16 protein-coding genes are annotated in these 18,079 nt (G+C 36.6%); 10 read left to right on the forward strand and 6 right to left on the reverse strand.

The genetic code is table 11. The annotated features are described in order from the left end of the window. The first annotated feature begins 86 nt into the window (after positions 1-86). The 4 genes from JNUCC52_RS01895 (at position 87) to recQ (ending at position 5,394) form a co-directional block, all read left to right on the forward strand. Positions 87-1,271 carry an MFS transporter gene (locus JNUCC52_RS01895; protein WP_337981191.1) on the forward strand — a complete coding sequence of 395 codons (1,185 nt, stop codon included), beginning with the start codon at positions 87-89 and terminating at the stop codon, positions 1,269-1,271. Positions 1,272-1,691: 420 nt separating this feature from the next. Next, positions 1,692-2,285, forward strand: a complete 594-nt coding sequence (locus JNUCC52_RS01900; protein WP_337981192.1) for a DUF6241 domain-containing protein — start codon at positions 1,692-1,694, stop codon at positions 2,283-2,285. 218 nt (positions 2,286-2,503) lie between these two features. Then, positions 2,504-3,607 (forward strand): TcaA NTF2-like domain-containing protein, encoded by a 1,104-nt coding sequence (locus tag JNUCC52_RS01905; RefSeq protein ID WP_337981193.1) that lies wholly within the window; start codon positions 2,504-2,506, stop codon positions 3,605-3,607. Positions 3,608-3,615: 8 nt separating this feature from the next. Further along, positions 3,616-5,394 (forward strand): DNA helicase RecQ, encoded by a 1,779-nt coding sequence (gene recQ, locus JNUCC52_RS01910; RefSeq protein WP_172771529.1) that lies wholly within the window; start codon positions 3,616-3,618, stop codon positions 5,392-5,394. A gap of 74 nt (positions 5,395-5,468) precedes the next feature. Here recQ and msrA read toward each other — a convergent pair whose 3' ends face one another. Further along, positions 5,469-5,990 (reverse strand): peptide-methionine (S)-S-oxide reductase MsrA, encoded by a 522-nt coding sequence (gene msrA, locus JNUCC52_RS01915; RefSeq protein WP_172771944.1) that lies wholly within the window; start codon positions 5,988-5,990, stop codon positions 5,469-5,471. Positions 5,991-6,162: 172 nt separating this feature from the next. Between msrA and JNUCC52_RS01920 the strand changes: the two genes are divergently transcribed. Together JNUCC52_RS01920 and JNUCC52_RS01925 are read left to right on the forward strand one after the other, a co-directional pair. Beyond that, entirely contained in the window at positions 6,163-7,113 is a 951-nt protein-coding gene (locus JNUCC52_RS01920; protein ID WP_172771528.1) for an LCP family protein, read from the forward strand. A gap of 73 nt (positions 7,114-7,186) precedes the next feature. Then, positions 7,187-8,386 (forward strand): AI-2E family transporter, encoded by a 1,200-nt coding sequence (locus tag JNUCC52_RS01925; protein WP_172771527.1) that lies wholly within the window; start codon positions 7,187-7,189, stop codon positions 8,384-8,386. A gap of 97 nt (positions 8,387-8,483) precedes the next feature. Here the strand turns inward: JNUCC52_RS01925 and JNUCC52_RS01930 are convergent, their stop codons facing one another. Continuing rightward, positions 8,484-9,647, reverse strand: a complete 1,164-nt coding sequence (locus JNUCC52_RS01930; RefSeq protein WP_172771526.1) for an aminotransferase class I/II-fold pyridoxal phosphate-dependent enzyme — start codon at positions 9,645-9,647, stop codon at positions 8,484-8,486. Positions 9,648-9,892: 245 nt separating this feature from the next. Here JNUCC52_RS01930 and JNUCC52_RS01935 point away from each other — a divergent pair, with 245 nt between their 5' ends. After that, positions 9,893-10,705, forward strand: a complete 813-nt coding sequence (locus JNUCC52_RS01935) for a hypothetical protein (protein WP_337982167.1) — start codon at positions 9,893-9,895, stop codon at positions 10,703-10,705. Positions 10,706-10,752: 47 nt separating this feature from the next. Here JNUCC52_RS01935 and JNUCC52_RS01940 read toward each other — a convergent pair whose 3' ends face one another. Continuing rightward, positions 10,753-11,547 carry an enoyl-CoA hydratase/isomerase family protein gene (locus JNUCC52_RS01940; RefSeq protein ID WP_337981194.1) on the reverse strand — a complete coding sequence of 265 codons (795 nt, stop codon included), beginning with the start codon at positions 11,545-11,547 and terminating at the stop codon, positions 10,753-10,755. A gap of 356 nt (positions 11,548-11,903) precedes the next feature. Between JNUCC52_RS01940 and JNUCC52_RS01945 the strand changes: the two genes are divergently transcribed. After that, complete coding sequence (locus JNUCC52_RS01945) at positions 11,904-12,779, forward strand: tyrosine-type recombinase/integrase (protein ID WP_337981195.1); 876 nt, start codon at positions 11,904-11,906, stop codon at positions 12,777-12,779. Between the two features lie 44 nt (positions 12,780-12,823). Here the strand turns inward: JNUCC52_RS01945 and JNUCC52_RS01950 are convergent, their stop codons facing one another. The 3 genes from JNUCC52_RS01950 to JNUCC52_RS01960 form a co-directional block, all read right to left on the reverse strand. After that, the gene (locus JNUCC52_RS01950) at positions 12,824-13,678 is read right to left on the reverse strand and encodes a transglutaminase family protein (protein WP_337981196.1); all 855 of its coding nucleotides are present in this window, start codon (positions 13,676-13,678) and stop codon (positions 12,824-12,826) included. Positions 13,679-13,739: 61 nt separating this feature from the next. Next, on the reverse strand, positions 13,740-14,705 hold the full coding sequence (locus JNUCC52_RS01955) for an alpha-E domain-containing protein (RefSeq protein ID WP_337981197.1): 966 nt from the start codon (positions 14,703-14,705) through the stop codon (positions 13,740-13,742). Beyond that, positions 14,659-16,149: a circularly permuted type 2 ATP-grasp protein gene (locus JNUCC52_RS01960; RefSeq protein WP_172771520.1), complete on the reverse strand. Its 1,491-nt coding sequence runs from the start codon at positions 16,147-16,149 to the stop codon at positions 14,659-14,661. Before JNUCC52_RS01960 ends, JNUCC52_RS01955 begins: the two co-directional genes overlap by 47 nt. A 76-nt stretch (positions 16,150-16,225) precedes the next feature. Between JNUCC52_RS01960 and JNUCC52_RS01965 the strand changes: the two genes are divergently transcribed. Both JNUCC52_RS01965 and JNUCC52_RS01970 read left to right on the forward strand, forming a co-directional pair. Beyond that, positions 16,226-16,639, forward strand: coding sequence for a hypothetical protein (locus tag JNUCC52_RS01965; RefSeq protein ID WP_337981198.1), 414 nt, complete (start codon positions 16,226-16,228; stop codon positions 16,637-16,639). A gap of 454 nt (positions 16,640-17,093) precedes the next feature. Next, entirely contained in the window at positions 17,094-18,056 is a 963-nt protein-coding gene (locus JNUCC52_RS01970; RefSeq protein WP_172771518.1) for a tyrosine recombinase XerC, read from the forward strand. Positions 18,057-18,079 lie beyond the last annotated feature (23 nt).

The following is an 18,079-nucleotide window of genomic DNA, read 5'->3' on the forward strand; positions in this document are numbered from 1 at the left end:
TCAGATGTCTGACAACGATAGTAGTGAATCAAGTGCAGGTTGAATGACGAATAATGAAATTGGCATGAAGAAAGGTATTAAATGTTATGAATAATAAACAATGGACGGCTTCAATAGTATTCGCTGTTGTTAGTATATTTTTCGTTGCCCTCAATATGCGACCTGCTGTAACGGGCATTGGCCCCTTGTTTAATGTATTAATGGAGTCGCTACAAGTATCCAATACACAAATGAGTCTACTAACATCCATTCCAGTGTTCTGTATGGGCCTGTTTGCACCAGTGGCTGTCCCGTTACAAAAACGTCTTGGTACGAAGTCTGCTATTGCATTGCTTTTAGCCCTGCTTGTATTTGCTAATGGATTACGGTTGTTAAAAGAAAGCTATGCATTGCTAGTCGTGACAAGTTTTATAGCAGGGTTTGCTATTGCCATTATCGGTCCGATGTTAAATGCATTTATAAAAGAAAAATTCCCGAGTCGCTTTACTACAGTTGTTGGGGTGTATTCTTTTGGTATTGGAACAGGTGCCACATTAAGCGCGGCATTAACAGTATCATTTTACAATGGCTTTCATCAAAATTGGACAGTTGCACTTGGTAGTTGGTCAGTGCTTGCAGTAATTGCTCTTATGATTTGGTTGCTTGTTATCCAAAACAAACAAGGTCATCATCAGTCTGTACAAGGAGAATATCCTATAAAGGAAACTGCACGTAATCCGTGGAAAAACGGTCGAGCATGGACGATTTTACTTTATTTTGGTCTGCAAACATCGCTCTTTTTCTCTATGATGTCGTGGTTAACACCAATGCTACAAGATAAAGGCTTCTCACTTGTGACTGCTAGTTCGATGCTTACATTTCTATCTATTGTACAAATGATCGGAAATATTGTCGTACCGATGCTAATGGAAAAATGGCGAAGTCGCATTCGTTGGCTTCTAACATTAGCCATTATGGGGGTTATCGGCTTTGCATTATTATGGGTAGCAACAGGTTTAATGTTATGGGTGGCTGTCCTCATTATAGGGGTAGTACTTAGCGGATTGTTTCCTATCGGGTTATTATTACCGTTGGATGAAGCACGGAATAACGAAGAAGCAAACAGTTGGTCATCGATGGTAATGTCAGGTGGATTTATGATGAGCGCTATTATTCCAACATTAATCGGTTATTGCTATGATTTAACGGGCAATCATTCGTTTACCTATGCAATATTTTTAGTTTTAATGTTAGGTATTATAGGTACATCACTCGTATTAAAGAAAAAATAAATACATGACGGGCATGCTTGAATAATAGGGCATGCCTTTTTTTAATAAATCATATTACAAAATGCATCCAGTAGTTCTCTCATGATGTCTAAATTATTCAGTTGATTGCAGTGGAGGGCGGCGACTCCTGCGGGAACACCACAAAATGTAAGCCACAACAGACCGCGCGTTAGCGAGGGTTGTGGCTTACATTGTGCCCGCGGAAAGCGTCCGCCCGTAACGGAAATCAACGGCATTCAAATGTAAAAATGCTATAAATAAAGTCAATAAGTATACTTTTAAAGGTAATTTTATGAGAAATTTGGTTCCAAAGAACAGGATTCTATTGTTTAGTCGAATGACTTGTTTGATGTTGAATTTTAGGAAACGATGTGATAATTTTTGGGTAAATTATTAATTAATAAAGAAAGGTGGCAAAAAATGAAGTTGAGTCATGTTTTAGTTGTAGTTGTTTTAACGGCGTTTCTGAGTATATATGGTACTTTTTTGATAATAAAAATGTACTATGCAAACGAAGAATCTGAAAGTGACAGAAGTCAACTCGAAAACAGTCAAGCAATTTCAAAAGTAGATGAAGTGGAAGCGTTTGTATCGACAGTGGATATATACTTCGGTTGGGAAAATCCAACTTATTCCAAGATGATTGATGAATGGAAATCTGGAGATGAACCCTTTGTCGATAACCTAGTGCAAGAAGTTATTCAACAAATGACACATCAAAAGATAATTGCAGATGAGAAAGAATCATCGATTATGATTACTCCCGAACGAATAAGTACATTGTTGCAAATGGTAGAGGAAAATAAAGATAGTTTCGATTATAGCGAGAAATATGTAGAGATATTAAAGCGGTGGAAACAAGATGATTTTTCAACGGTAGATCAAGACCATAACGAGATGTGGTTTATTCAAGGAACAAAACAAGGTGGTATAGCCACAGGTATTGCGTCAAAAGAACAAGAGCAAGACTACATATTCCGAGTTTTTGGTATTCCAAAAGAAAAACAGAATTAAATTCTGTTTTTCTTTTTTTATGTAGTATACGAAGAATGAATGAAAAAAATCAGTTCGTTTTTACTATTAATAAATAATAGGTTTTTCTTTTTTTTTGATAAAAGCGTTTCTTCTAAAGAAAATAAATAAATAATAATATTATGTAAACTTGAAACGAATGACATCCTTGTTTATGATAGAATAGGAAAGAAGATGAGAAAGAAAGTACTGGTGAATGTATGCGAAACAAAATGCTAATTGTTGGAGCGGCAACCTTCCTATTAACAGGCTGTGGTGATCAGTCCGTTGCAGAAATGTTTAACAAGGAAAAGGCTGAAGTGAAATCGGAAAAGCCTGTGGAGAAGCAGGAGGAAAAGCTTGTTCCAGAGGTAAAGGTTGTAGGAGAGAACGGTATTGGTGCAGGCATTATCGTGAAAAAAGAGCCAAAGATGCTCTATATTGTAACGAATGGAGCACTCGTATCCTCAAAGCCAACAGCACTTGTGCAATTTAGTAACGATAAGCTTGTAGAAGCTGATGTACGTTATATGTCGACAGCCTATAATATAGCCGTGCTACAAGTGAAGTATAACGCTACGGTCAACGTTCCAACCGTTTATAATGGGAATTTGGATAACCTAGCCGTGTATGTCGATGGTTTGCCACACACAATCAAAAAATATAATGACAAGGTAGCTGCGTATTATATAGATGGAGAGGAAGCATTACCACCTGGTAGCCCTGTAATGGAGGCAGAGAAAGGTCAAATCGTGGGCATTTATTTTAATCGACAGCAACAAGGTGTTTCACAACCATACATATTGCCATTGCAAGATATAGTACAGTTACTTGATGAATGGATTACAGACGGCATGAAGGCAAAAGATCGTTTGTCTCAATCAAAAAATCTATTTAAGTATAGTGAAAACGGAGACAAAGAAGCAGTGCAACAAGCTATCGAAAAATATGGTAAGGATGTTTTTGCGTATAATGAGGACGAGGTAAAAATATTTATTGACACCTTCCATGAGCATCTAAAAGCAGCTGTTGCGATTAATGATGCAAGCGTAATGAAGACTGTTACAGGAGCAGAGGATTTACAGAGTACGCTTGATGACATGGTTGCCTATTATGCGTCTAAGCAAGCAAAAATTCATTTTTCTAATACGACTATTAAACGTATAGAGAAAGTTGGACAAAATATTGTTGTGCGTGCAAAAACAGAATATGTGCTGACTAATTCAGCGGGCCAGGAGGCACTGGCCAATTCCATCATGACATATGAAATTTTTAAAAATGCTCAAGGCGAGTATAAGTTAATTCGTCTAACAGCAGAGGAGTGAGAAATAATATGGAGCAAGCAAGACAAATGCTACAGCACCACTTTGGGTACGATTCGTTTCGCAACGGACAAGCCCAAATTATAGAGCAAACGTTAAGTGGACAGTCGAGCCTATGTGTCATGCCAACAGGTGGAGGAAAATCAATTTGTTATCAAATCCCTGCACTAATGCTAGATGGCTTAACGATTGTTATCTCACCGTTAATATCACTCATGCAGGATCAGGTAGAATCATTGCGAGCAGCCAATATACCTGCAGCCTATATTAATAGTACGCTATCGTCTCAAGAAGTAGATGAAACAATGCAGCTAGCGAGTGCAGGCTATTTAAAGCTTCTGTATATTGCCCCTGAAAGATTAGAAAGTGCATCCTTTTTACAGGCGTTATCACAATTATACGTTCCATTGTTAGCGGTCGATGAGGCGCACTGTATCTCACAATGGGGACATGATTTTAGACCAAGTTATCGTGCGATTCAAAAATTGTTTACACTATGGCCACAAAAACCAACTGTTCTCGCATTAACGGCTACTGCGACACCTGCCGTTTGCGAGGATATTCGTCAATTATTAACGATTGATGAAGAGGCAACACTTATTACTGGCTTTGAACGTGAAAACTTAGCTTTTACAGTATTAATCGGTGAAAATAAAGAACGATATATAAAAAATTATATTGAAAAAAATAAAAGCGAAGTAGGTATTATTTACGCCGCGACACGTAAATCAGTCGACGGTTTGTATGAAGTTCTCGCACGTGCAGGTGTGTCGGTAGCCAAATATCATGCAGGGCTATCAGAGGATATGCGCGTGTCTGAGCAGGAACGTTTTTTAAAGGATGAGGCTCGTATTATGATTGCGACGAATGCGTTCGGTATGGGTATAGATAAAAGTAATGTGCGCTTCGTTATCCATTATCAAATGCCGCGCAATATGGAGAGCTACTATCAAGAAGCGGGCCGTGCAGGACGAGATGGACTGCCAAGTGCTTGTATATTGCTTTATGCTTCAGGAGATGTTCAAACACAACGATTTTTAATTGAGCAAACACGTGATGAAACACGTATTGCACAGGAATTAGAGAAATTACAAACAATGGTTGATTATTGTCATACAGAAGGTTGCCTTCAAAATGCAATCTTAACGTATTTTGGCGAAGAAGCCGACGAACCGTGTAATCGATGCAGTAATTGTAATGATAGCCGTGAAGTAAAGGATGTCACAGTAGACGCGCAAAAGGTTTTAGCTTGTGTCGTACGGATGGGGCAAAAATTCGGTAAAACGATGGTAGCACAAGTATTAATTGGCTCTAAAAACCAAAAGGTTCTTGAATTTGGGTTTTCCAAACTATCAACATACGGTATTTTAAAAGGTCAATCTTCAAAAGAGGTATCAAATTTTATAGAATTTTTAATTGCGGAAGGATTACTAGCAGTGAAGCACGGAACATTCCCAACGATTTATGTTTCAGAGGAAGGAAAGTCCGTACTGTTAGGCAGTCGAATAGTTATGCGAAAAGAAGCGATTACTGTTCGAGTACTTGCAGAAAATGATCCGCTATTTGAACACTTACGATTATTACGTAAAGAGATTGCAGATGAAGAAAAGGTGCCACCATTTGTTGTGTTCTCTGATAAAACATTGCGTGAGCTATGTGATAAAAAGCCTTTAGAACTCGAAGGACTTAGACAAATAGGTGGTATCGGTGAAGTGAAATTTGAGAAATATGGTAAGCGTTTCTTTGAGGCAATGCAGTCATTTTCCCTTACTTCTAAAATAAACGATTAAATGTAAAAATCCATTGTGTGAAAAACACAATGGATTTTTTGTTGTAAAGGAAAACTATACCGTTACATAGACGCTTATTTCTTCCAATGGTCAGCAATAAATTCATCTCGCCCTGAAATTGCGCGATCTTGCTTATAATGCTCCGATTCCTTTTGATAATAATCTTGATGGTAATCTTCTGCTGGATAAAAGTGTTGAGCATCACGAATAATGGTTACAATAGGTTTATCGAAGCGCCCACTGTTTGCAAGTTTTTCTTTCGATGCCTCAGCAATTCTTTTTTGTTCTTCAGAATAAGTAAAAATTGCTGTGGAGTAGGATTCACCTCTGTCGTGAAATTGACCATAGGCATCTGTTGGATCAATTTGCATCCAATAAATATCTAGTAATTGTTCATAGCTAAATATCGAAGAATCAAATTCGATTTCTACTACTTCTAAATGACCAGAGTCGCCCTTTTTAACATCTTCATATGTTGGATTTTCTAAATGGCCACCCATATAGCCAGATGTGACTTTATGTATACCGTCCCACTCAACAAATGGCTTTACCATACACCAAAAACAGCCACCTGCAAATGTCGCTTTTTCAATCATGTTCATCATCCTTTCTTTCGTGAAAATATTATAGCATTATTTTACTCATAACTGGCAAATAGGGTGTAAAATAACGAATAGAGAGATGTGGATGAAGTTAGAAAGAAAAATGAAACTTTCCTTACTAGCAATCGTTACATTAACTATAAAAAAATAGAGGAGTTATATTGATATGGAAGAGCAAGAGTATACAAGACGCTCGCAACGACCGAAAAAACGTCGATTGCGTAAAGGGAGAGCATTGTTTACGTTTTTATTACTCTGTGTCATTGTAATTGCAGGATATAGCATTATGCAATATCGCAGTGGTTTACAATTAGCAACTGACACAAAGGTAGCACAAGAAGATTTTAATGGAGATCAAATAAATGGTGATATTGAAAACTATTTATTACTAGGAATTGATACACGTGGTGAAGAAAAATCACGAACAGATACAATGATGGTATTATCTTGGAATAAGAAAAACAATGATATCAAGCTTGTTTCATTTATGCGAGATATTTATGCAGACATTCCTGGTTACCAATCCTATAAACTAAATACCGCATACTATTTAGGTGGCGTTCAACTGTTAAAAGATACATTAAGTAATATGTTTGGATTACCAATTCATCATTATGCACTTGTAGATTTTAAAAATTTTGAATCACTTGTTGATATTTTAGCACCGAATGGTGTGGAAATAGATGTAGAAAAAGATATGTCTGAAAAAATTGGCGTTACGCTTACTAAAGGTACACATAACCTTAATGGTCAAGAATTATTAGGCTATGCGCGGTTCCGTCATGATGCGGAAGGTGACTTTGGTCGTGTAGCACGCCAGCAAAAAGTAATTGAAGCATTAAAAAATGAAATAGTAGCACCCCAAAATGTATTGAACTTACCAAAATTCGTCGGTGCAGCCCAAGGCTATGTGACTACGGATTATTCGTCTGCAGGTGAAATACAACAAGTTTTAAAAATGGTGTCTAAAGGGAAAATATCAATAGAGAAAGCGACAGTACCAATTGAAGGCAGCTATGATTTCCAAAACTTTAGCCATGCAGGGTCAGCAATTGTTATTGATGAACAGAAAAATAAAGAGTTTTTAAGTAAATTTTTAGGGATTTCCTTAGAGTGATGTTTCGCAAAAGCCAACATTATCCTGTAAAATATAGGTGAGCGTTGGTGAGCATTTGGATTGGGGTGTGAATATGAAAGAACAAAGACCAAGGGAGCATTCAAACTTTTTTTCGACAAAGTTTATCCGCTTTTTAGGTGGTAAAAATTTATTATTTACGTTGATTATTTTATTATTACTCGCATGTGTGATTTTTATGTTTGGAAAAGTTTCCTTCATATTTACCCCGCTACAAGTATTATTCGAAGTTGTTATTTTACCAGGGGTGCTTGCCGTAATAGGATATTATTTATTACGACCATTATTAGGAATACTTGAAAAATGGCGTATCCCAAGAGCATGGGGCATCTTAATTTTATATATCGGTGTCATTGGCGTCATTACGTTACTCGTCGTGCTCGTTTATCCTTTTTTACGGGATCAATTTACGAATTTAGCACAAGAATTCCCTGTGTATTTTATGGCACTAACTCAAAATATTGTAGAATACTTGAATAACTCACGCGTAAATGAGTATTTAGCCAATATGGATTTTAACTATGAAAAAGTTGTGATGAATTTCACGACAGATATTATCGAAACAGTAAAAGATACTGCGGCAAATTTAGCCCAAGGTGTTGCTACTGGTATAACAGGATTTCTATCAACATTAACGGGCATTATATTGTCGCTCGTTACAGTACCGTTTATTTTATTTTATTTACTGAAAGATGGAGAAAAACTACCGAGATTTGTCATGAAAATTTGCCCTCCGCGCATGCGCGACGGTTTACATGATGTTTTACACGATATGGACAAGCAAATTAGTTCTTACATACAAGGGCAAATTTTAGTTTCAATGTGTATCGGTGCAATGGTGACAATTGGCTTCTTAATTATCGGCATGAAATATGCTTTGCTACTTGGCTTCCTAGCGATGATTACTAGTGTCGTTCCATACTTAGGACCAGTAATCGCTATTACACCAGCAGCCATTATCGCGCTTGTAAATTCGCCATTTATGCTTGTAAAACTAGCCATCGTTTGGACAGTTGTGCAGTTGATTGAAGGGAAGTTTATTTCTCCTCAAATAATGGGGAAATCATTGAGTATCCACCCAGTATCCATCATTTTCGTATTACTAACAGCAGGTTCGCTATTTGGTGTACCAGGTGTTATTTTAGGGATTCCAGGCTATGCGATTTTTAAAGTTTTAGTAACTCATTTATTTAAGTTATTTAAGAGACGATACAATCGCTATGAGGATGAAGAAGTCCAAAAATATGATGTGTAACAAAACACAGCTACTGCGTGGATGCGGTAGCTGTGTTTTTAGTAAAAAAAGCATGTGAAAGGGGAGAATCCCGTATCACATGCTTTTTGAATTAATATTAAATTGAAACGTTTTTCAAACGATCTACTGCTTCTTGCAATACATCCTTTGGCTGCACAAGTGCTAGGCGCAAATAACCTTGTCCTGCTGTTCCAAAAACTGTTCCTGGTACTGTCACAACACCGATTTGCTCGATTAGCTTAAATGCCAATTCAGTACAGTCAATATCGTACGGATATTTTGCCCAAACGAACATACCACCATCTGAAGGGGCTGCATCCCAACCTAAGTCATGTAAGCCGTTCATTAATGTTTTATGACGCGCTGAGAAAGTGGCACGCAAGTTTGCAGTAATTTCTTCTGCATTATCTAGTGCAACAACTGCAGCATCTTGAATTGGTTCAAAAATACCGAAGTCTAAATTTGATTTTAGTTGCTTTAATATAGCAATCATTTCGGCATTACCAGCAATATAGGCAATGCGTGTTCCAGCTAAGCTGAAGCTTTTTGAAAGCGAATTAATTTCCATCCCTACTTCTTTTGCGCCTGGTGTTGCTAAAAAGCTAATTGGACCTTCACCAGTAAAATAAAACTCTGAGTATGCTGCATCATGTAGCACAATTACGTTATATTTTTTAGCAAAAGCAATGACCTTTTCGAAATAAGCAAGAGAAGGCATCGCAGGTACTGGATTCCCTGGGAGATTTAAAATAAGTAGTTTTGCTTTTTGGGCAATCTCTTCTGGCACTGCATCTAAATCTGGTAAATAATTGTTTTCGGCTGTTTGAGGCATATAGTAAGGTGTTGCACCTGCTAGATGAATGCCCGCATCATAAGCAACGTACGCTGGGTTTGTTGACAGTACGATGTCTCCTGGATCACAAAATGCGATAGGCAAATGGACTAATCCTTCTTGAGAGCCTATTGTTTGAATAATTTCACTTGCAGGATCCAAATCAACATTACTACGGCGTTTATAGTAACGGCTCACTGCATCGTAAAAACGTTGTGTGCCACTTAACGTATAGCCATATGATTCTTCTAAGCTAGCTCGATACGATAAATGCTCGCGAATTTTCGCATGTGGTGGAAGGTCTGGGCTACCTAAGCTTAAATCAATCAAAGACATTCCTTTTTCTTGTTGTTGCTTTGCAAAGCTCTTTAAATCTCCAAAAATTGCTGGTGTAAATAAAGACATTTTTTTTGATGGTACGATTTTCAAAACTAGTACACTCCTTATAGTTCTATAACAGAATAGTAGTTCACATTTTAACATACTAAAGCACAGAAAGGGAAAGTTATTCTGAAAAAAGAATATATTCTATTAATGGAGAAGATGCTTGCGTAGGCTAGCGTAAATATTTAAGCTAATATGAGAAAAACTTGTGTACATGATAGTATCTTGTTTATATTAGCAAATAAAAGTGTTAATTCTGCTATTATGAAACGAGGAAGGTGGTTGTATTGATGAAGGTTTGTTCGTTAAGTGGACCGAGTGGAACAGGGAAAAGTACTAGTGCTCTAGTTTTTGCACATAAAATCGGTGTAGAAGCGATCATCGATGATGGTTTACTTATCGTCAATGGTGTAAAAGTAGCGGGCATATCCGCAAAATTTGAAAAAAATACGATAACAGCTGTACGACGTGCAATTTTCACAGAGGAAACTCATCGTGAGGAAGTTATAAAAGCACTCGATACATACAATGTACAATCTATTTTACTCATTGGCACGTCAGATAAAATGACGAAAAATATTGCTGCGCGTTTACAGTTAGGACCTATCGAAACGTATTATTATGTTGAAGATATTCGCTCGCAAAAAGAAATTCAAAAAGCGAAATTTATTCGCCAGACACAAGGTAAGCATGTTATGCCGATACCGTATCGCCAAGTCGAGCAAAATTTCTTTAAACGACTTATTCAAAAAGGGAAAGAGATTTTCACTCCAAAGCGTGAAAAAATCGGTGAAACAACAATCGTTCGACCTGATTTCCAACAAGAATATATTGAAATTGAAAAACAGGTATATGTACAGTTACTTACGTATTGCTGTAATGAGCAAGATATCGTGCAGAAGGTTGAGCATATCCACTTTAGTCTTGGAGAACAGGCTAAGGCAACTATATCATTGCAATTAAAAATGCCGATTGATTATTTATTACCAAGACGACTCTATCTATTGCAAGAAGAAGTACAACGTTCGTTCCTTCAACATTTTGGCTATGAACTAGATGTCATTAATCTTTACGTTCATCCCGCGATGCATAAACGAAAATAAAATACAGGTACTCCATACGCAAAAAGGCGAGAAGAGTACCTGTATTTTTATTTAGACGGGCGAGTAAATTGTGGTTGACGTTTTTCGACAAAGGCGCGACAGCCTTCTGTAAAATCGCTGCCTACAAATGGTGTAGAGCCTTGCCAAAGTGCTGGTACACTATCGATACATTCTTGTACAGATTGTTTTACAGCTAGTAATGATTCTGGTGACATACCAGCAACAAGCTTACCCATTCGAATCATATATTTATTTATGTCCTTTTCAGCAACTAAGTAGTTGAGCATGCCAAGTTTAAATGCTTCCTCAGCTTTAAACATACGACCAGTAAATACTAAATCCTTCGTTGTAGAAGGGCCGACAAGTTGGACAAGGCGTTGAGCGAATTTATTGTTTAGTGTGATGCCTAATTTACCTACTGGAATGCCTAATTTCGCTTTTTCAGAGCCGATTCGAATATCACAAGCTAAAGCCAGCTCTAAGCCAGCGCCCATCGCAGGACCATTAATAACACCAATAGTAGGAATTGGTAAACGTTCTATCGTTGAAATCGTTTTTTCCATATGTAAAAATGCTTCCTCAGCTTTTTCAAGTGAAATGGCGTTAAATTCTTTAATATCAGAGCCAGCAGTAAAGTTTTCACCAGAACCACGTAAAATTAGCACTTTATTTTTCGGATTATCTAACACTTTTAGGGCAATGTTAGCTAATTGTTCCCACATATTTGCTGTTAACGCATTTTTCGCCTGCGGTCTGTGAATAGTGATAATCGCAAGCCCTGCCGTTTCCTGATAAATAATTTTGGCATCCTCAGCCTCAAGACGAGTCGTTCTTACTTGCATAATTGAAAAGCCCCCTACATTAAGATAATACTTATATTATATAACACAAAGAAGGGGAAACACTAAATAATACGAATTTTCATGTATTTTTAGCCTGTTATACAAAATTACAAGCATATTCAAGTGATTGTACTACAACAGAAGATTACTATTGTAAAAAATTAAAACATATGAGAAACTACTATAGGAACATTTGTTTCTTTTTAACTAAGAGACATTTCCAATCGAGAAGCGGTCATCTATTCCTTTGTTACAGATTATCCGACACTATAGTTTGTAAAAAAACTTTACTACACGCCCTCTATATATTATAAAATGAAACTAACTTACGCCCAATCTAATAAGGAGGGAGAAAAATGGTAAAATTAAAGGAGGCATGGCAAAGCTATTTATTGCTTTTAGATTCTTTAAAGAAAAGTGCAGCTACTAAAAAGCAATACAATATAGATGGACAGCAATTTTTAGCATTTGCAAGTGAGCAAAATATTGAAAATGTAGACAGCCAATTCAAAGAATTAATATTTATATATAGTAATTATTTAAAGGAGCACTATCCAAATGTAAATACATTCAATCATAAAATCGCTTCACTTCGTAGTTTTGTAGACTTTATTTTTTTGCGAGAATGGGTAGAACCATTCGATTATGAAAGTATTTTACAGCCTAAAAAGAGAGGTAAAGACACATTAAAGTTGCTTACGAAAGAGCAATTAATGAGCATTGTAGATGTATGGCCAACATATTTTCAATATGCGAAAACACAAGAGCATGCTTGGCTTGCACGAAGAAATGGTTGTATTGTGCAAATGTTTATCGAAACAGGTTGTAAGCCAGCAGAACTTGTTCGGATGAAATGGACACATCTCTCCACGGATAATTTACATATGTCTATTGCCAATCGAAATGGAAAAAGAGAAATGAAGCTTTCAAATGTGTTAATGGAAATGTTGCTGCAGTATAAAGGGGCAACAGAGGAATTGCATGAGAAGAAAGTGGGCGAATGGCTTTGGGTTAGTGAGGCTAGTCAAACAAAACCGATTACAACGAAAACAATAGAGCGGATATTTCAAACGATATCTAAAGATATTGGCACGAATGTACGAGCGACGGATGTCCGTTATACTGTACTCCAAAAGGCTTTACAAAGTGAAAAAACAATTGAAACGATTCAACAAAACATGGGCTATGTTCGAAAATGGGTGCTAACCGAGCGTGGAGAAAGATTTAAATAAATGTGCAGTAAAAGATGTTTTCACATGATTTACTGCACGCTCTATTAAAAATGTGTTAAAGCTTTTACATTTACTTTGACCGTCAAATTATGCTTGCCACCTGAATAGACACCTTCGACGGGACTAATATCTGTGTAGTCTCGACCAATGCATAAAATAATGTGATTTTCTAATACTTCCACATTATTTGTAGGGTCTAAGCCAATCCACCCGATGCCAGGTATCATTACTTCAACCCAGGCATGTGTTGCGATATCACCAATTAAAGCTGAATTTTCATCAACATATAAATAGCCACTTACATAGCGAGCAGGGATTCCTTTAGCACGTAAAATCGCTAACATGACATGGGTAAAGTCCTGACAAACACCACGTTTTAAATCAAATGCCTGACTTGCAGTCGTCGTGACATTGGTCGCTGTTGGATCATATTCAAATGTCGAATATAAATATTGCATTAAATTAAGTGAAAATAATACTGGATTTTCTGCATGACCAATAGCATGAAAAACTTCTTCTATTTGTGCATCCGTCATGTAGGTAAAGCTTGTCGACTTTAAATAGGGCAAATAATGTTCGTAAAATAGTTGAGAATGGAAAATCGTCTGCATTTCAGGTGAATATTGAATCCGATGAATGAAAGGGGCTCGTTGAATACTGACGATAGACGTAGTTTCTATTTCTAGCTCTTGATGTTGCTCAGGAATATAAAATGTCCCGACTGTATTGCCCCAAATATCCGCATGCTCACGCGTCAACGAGGAAGGTGAAATAGCAATTCGATAGGACAGCAAACGCTGACGCTCATCACTCCGAGGCTTTAGGCGGATAGTATTTAGGCTTTGATCGACTTCAGATTCATATTGAAAAATATTTGTATGTTGAATTTCAAATTTCATTGTATCCGCTTCCTTTTGATTACTGACTTGCGTGTTGAAAAGGAGCTGTGAATTGTTCCTTTCAAGATTGTAGGCTGGGTTCATATAAATGATAAATTGTAGAAAATGTATGACCAAAATCAATACATTGACACAATCTTTCCTCCATTGAAAATATTGCTTCCTCTAAAGAAGTCGTCGATAAGTCGATATTGTTAATGGCAGTTAACAAAGCTCTTAATGGCGTATTAAGTGCTAAAAATCTTGCAGTTAGATGGTCTTCTTCGATGTGCATAAATGCTTCTTCCAGTTTTTTTAGGCAAACAATTACAGAGCGAGGAAAATGCTCATCATGCAATAAATATTGAATAACGTGTATCAAATATGTTTGATGGTGCTTACGTAAGTATGGCTCTGTCGCTTTTGCTAAATCAAGTAAAAACGTTCCGTCTGCTTCTTGTAAATTGCTAGCCATTAGTTTTTGTTGCTCTAGCATAATTAATATCATTCGAATCATTTTCTCTACACGTTCAAGCCATTTCCCAACTTGCATAAAATAAAAAGGTAAATCACGTTCCATAGAGCCCTCAATTAAGCCCGTAACCGTTAAGGATGTCTTCCGAACATTGTGTAAAAAATAATTTAAAGAAATTAACGGAAAAGGCCTTTCACGTACAGTAATCTCTTGCTGCATATATAAATAAAAAGCATTGTGTAATTCCCAAAGCTCAATAGGAATACTATCTCGTGTAATGCGTGCATTTTCTCGAATTGCTCTTAATGTTGCATGTAAAGCATTGCTATTGTTCTCCGAAAATAAAAGGTATTCAATAAGAGGATTGACACGAATGACCTCATAGCTTGATATAAACTCTTCTTTTGATGCACAAATATCTAAGATGGCTTCCCAGTGATCGAGATATTCATTTTCTTTACCTGATTGCTCCAGCATATTCAACAGCTGTACTTGTAATATATGAGCATTTGTTTCTGTTCGTTCACTATATCTTGCCATCCAATATAGTGCGTCTGCTACTCGACTTAGCATGCTGTAATTCCTCCTTTAGTATCCACGTATCTTTAGCGCCGCCACCTTGCGATGAATTGACGATTAATGATCCTTCTTGCAGTGCAACACGCGATAATCCTCCTGGAAGCACAAAAATATCAACACCATTCATAACATAAACACGTAAATCGACATGACAAGGATAGAATTTGCCCTGCTGATAGGCTGGTGCACGAGATAACTGAATTGTCGGTTGTGCAATGTATTGTTTAGGATGCTTTACTATTTTTTCATAAAAGCTTGCGATTTCCTCTGTACTTGCATGTGGTCCAATTAGCATATCGTAGCCACCTGAAGCACTAACATTTTTGATGACTAATTCATGTAAGTGGTCAAGAACCCATGCGCGTTGTCTATCATCATCTAAATGATACGTCGTCACATTTTCAATAATTGGCTCCTCATGTAAATAATATCGAATCATATCTGGCACGTACGCATACATCGCTTTATCATCCGCAACACCATTGCCAACTGCATTCAAAATCGCGATATTTCCCGCCTTATAAGCCTCAATTAAATGGGGCACTCCTAGTAAAGAATCTTCTCGAAAGACAGTAGGATCTAAGAAGTCATCATCGATGCGTCGATAGATAATATCAATTTGCTCAAGACCGTAAATTGTCTTCATATATACTTTAAAATCTTGAACAATTAAATCCCGTCCTTCCACAAGCTGAATATTAAGTTGTTGTGCTAAAAAAACATGGTCGTAATAAGCAGAGTTATACATTCCTGCTGTTAATAGTACTGCTTTTGGTTCACCGCGTGCTTGTAAAGCAGGTGGTCGATGTGAGAGGAGAGCTTTTTTCATAATGGCCATTTGTTTTTCAAGCGATTGGATTGTATGTTTTGAAAAAAACTCAGGATATACTTCCTTCATTACATAACGGTTTTGAAAAACATATGAAATGCCTGAAGGATTCCGTAAATTATCTTCCAGTACACGGTATACACCATTCTCATCGCGAATGAGATCGATGCCAGCTAAGAAAATATGATTATTTATAGGCACTTGTACACCAAGCATCTCTGGATAATAAAATGGATTTTGTTCGATAAGATTTCTAGGAATAATCCCATCTTTAACAATTAGCTGTTTATTATAAACATCCTGTAAAAAACAATTTAAGGCTTTTACTCGTTGTTTCATTCCTGTTTCAATTAAGTTCCATTGCTCATGCGGAATAATAATCGGTACAAAATCAAAAGGCATCGTTCGCTCCGTCCCACCCTGTGCACCATATACTGTAAATGTTATACCTTGTCTAAGAAAGCTTGATTGTGCTTGCTGATATTTCTCTTCTAGCTGTTCTTCGGTAAAAGCACTAAGTTTACGATAGAATGAGCGATAATGTGGTTTCGGCTGATCACCATCTAACATTTCATCAAAAAAAGAACCTGAATTATACAATTTCATCATGTGAACCGCCTCCGAATTTAAGTAGTAGAAAAAACGTGTTACACTAATAAGGAATACATAAAAGGAGCTAGTAAAAATGACAAACATTAACTTAATGCAAGCTTATGAATTAGACAAACTATCAAAATTAGATTTAACTGACGAGGAGATATTACAGACATTACGAACTGGGGATGTGTCATCATGGTGTAATCTCGAACCCAAATATGAATTTAATGAAACATTGGCACTTTATAAAGAAGGGGAACAAACTTTTCTTGATGCCTTTCACGGTAATTATCGAATTAAATATGTAACATTACCAGGCATTCAACGTTTACTACATCTTCGTTTTGAATTAGAAGCAACAAAGAATTTTGACTTAGAAGATACTGGAATTAAAAATTTATCTTGCGACGAAGAAATTATTTCGAAAATTCAAAATATATTATCTATTAATTGGAAGCTAACGAAGCAAATAGATGGTACATACAGCATTTTCGCTAAATAATTACAATTATCCAAATAATACCACGCGCGTTGTGAGACGAATCGACTTGTACCATTACCCATCCTTTACAATTTCGATTCGTCTCAGCGCATAGTAGTATACTAGAGTTTAATATTCATTTGGCGAGCAGATTATGCATAAAAAACGAAAGCTAATGGAGAAAATATGAAGAGGGTAATCTTTTCTCTAGTCAATAGATTTCTTTGTGGTTTGATTAACACAAAGAGATAGTTAAACCATTTTCGAATGAAGCTCGCTGTATAATGTTAATTGCATAACAGTTGTCGTTTTACAAAGATGTTTTCTAATTACTTAGAAGTCATCTTTTTTTGTTAGACATTGAAGAACACTTGTTCTTATTACCGTAAAAAGGCACATTTTTATTAATAAAGTTCCCAAATTTATATTTGGGAACGTTTTTTCGTGGTAAAATAGAGAAAATAGAGGTGATTTTATGCAAAAAACGCAACTGCCAAAAATAATGAAAGATTTCCTTGTCTACTTAACGACAATTAAAGGAAAATCTCAGCGCACTAGAAAAGAGTACGAATATGATTTAACATTATTTTTCCGTTTCCACTTAGCTATGGAAAACGATATGGATATTACACAAATAGATAAAATAAGTATTGCAACTATTACAATAGAAGAAATCCGTAATATTACATTAGAAGATCTCTACTTATTTATGGAATATTGTGAAGTACAACGACAAAATTCCGCTTCTGCTAGAGCGCGGAAAGTAGCTACATTAAAATCGTTTTTCAAATACATTAAAGGGAAACGCCGTTTAATTGAAGAGAATCCTGCCGAAGAATTAGAAACACCCAAAATTGGTCGAAGAAAACCTATTTATATGAACATGGATGAGGCAACACAATTTATCGAAGGCATTCAAATACATCGTGCATCGCCACGCAATTATTGCATGATGATGTTTTTCTTAAATCTAGGCATTCGAGTTTCTGAGCTTTGCCAACTTAATACATCATCTATACAAGGACGCTATTTAACTGTTATCGGAAAAGGGAATAAGGAACGGACAGTATATTTGAATGATAGCTGTATTTTAGCGCTGCGAAATTATGAACAAAGCGGCAAAACGTCATACAAAGGGGAAGGAGAAGAACCACTTTTTATTTCGCAAAAAGGAACGCGCTTTACACGCCAAACAGTGGCCAAAATCGTCAAACAAATAAACAAGCAATCGGGGCTTCAAAAGGATCGACTAACGCCTCATAAACTGCGACATACATCCGCAACAATGATGTATAAGGCGGGTGCCGATATTCGTAGTTTACAACATATACTGGGCCACTCTAGTGTCGCAACGACGCAAATCTATACACATATTGAGGATGAACAGCTACAACATGTTCTAGAGAATAACCCATTTAATATTGTCGATAACAGCTAGAAAAGGAGCATACGAAATAGTAC

It is taken from the genome of Lysinibacillus sp. JNUCC-52 (assembly GCF_015999545.1).
Classification (GTDB): Bacteria; Bacillota; Bacilli; order Bacillales_A; family Planococcaceae; genus Lysinibacillus.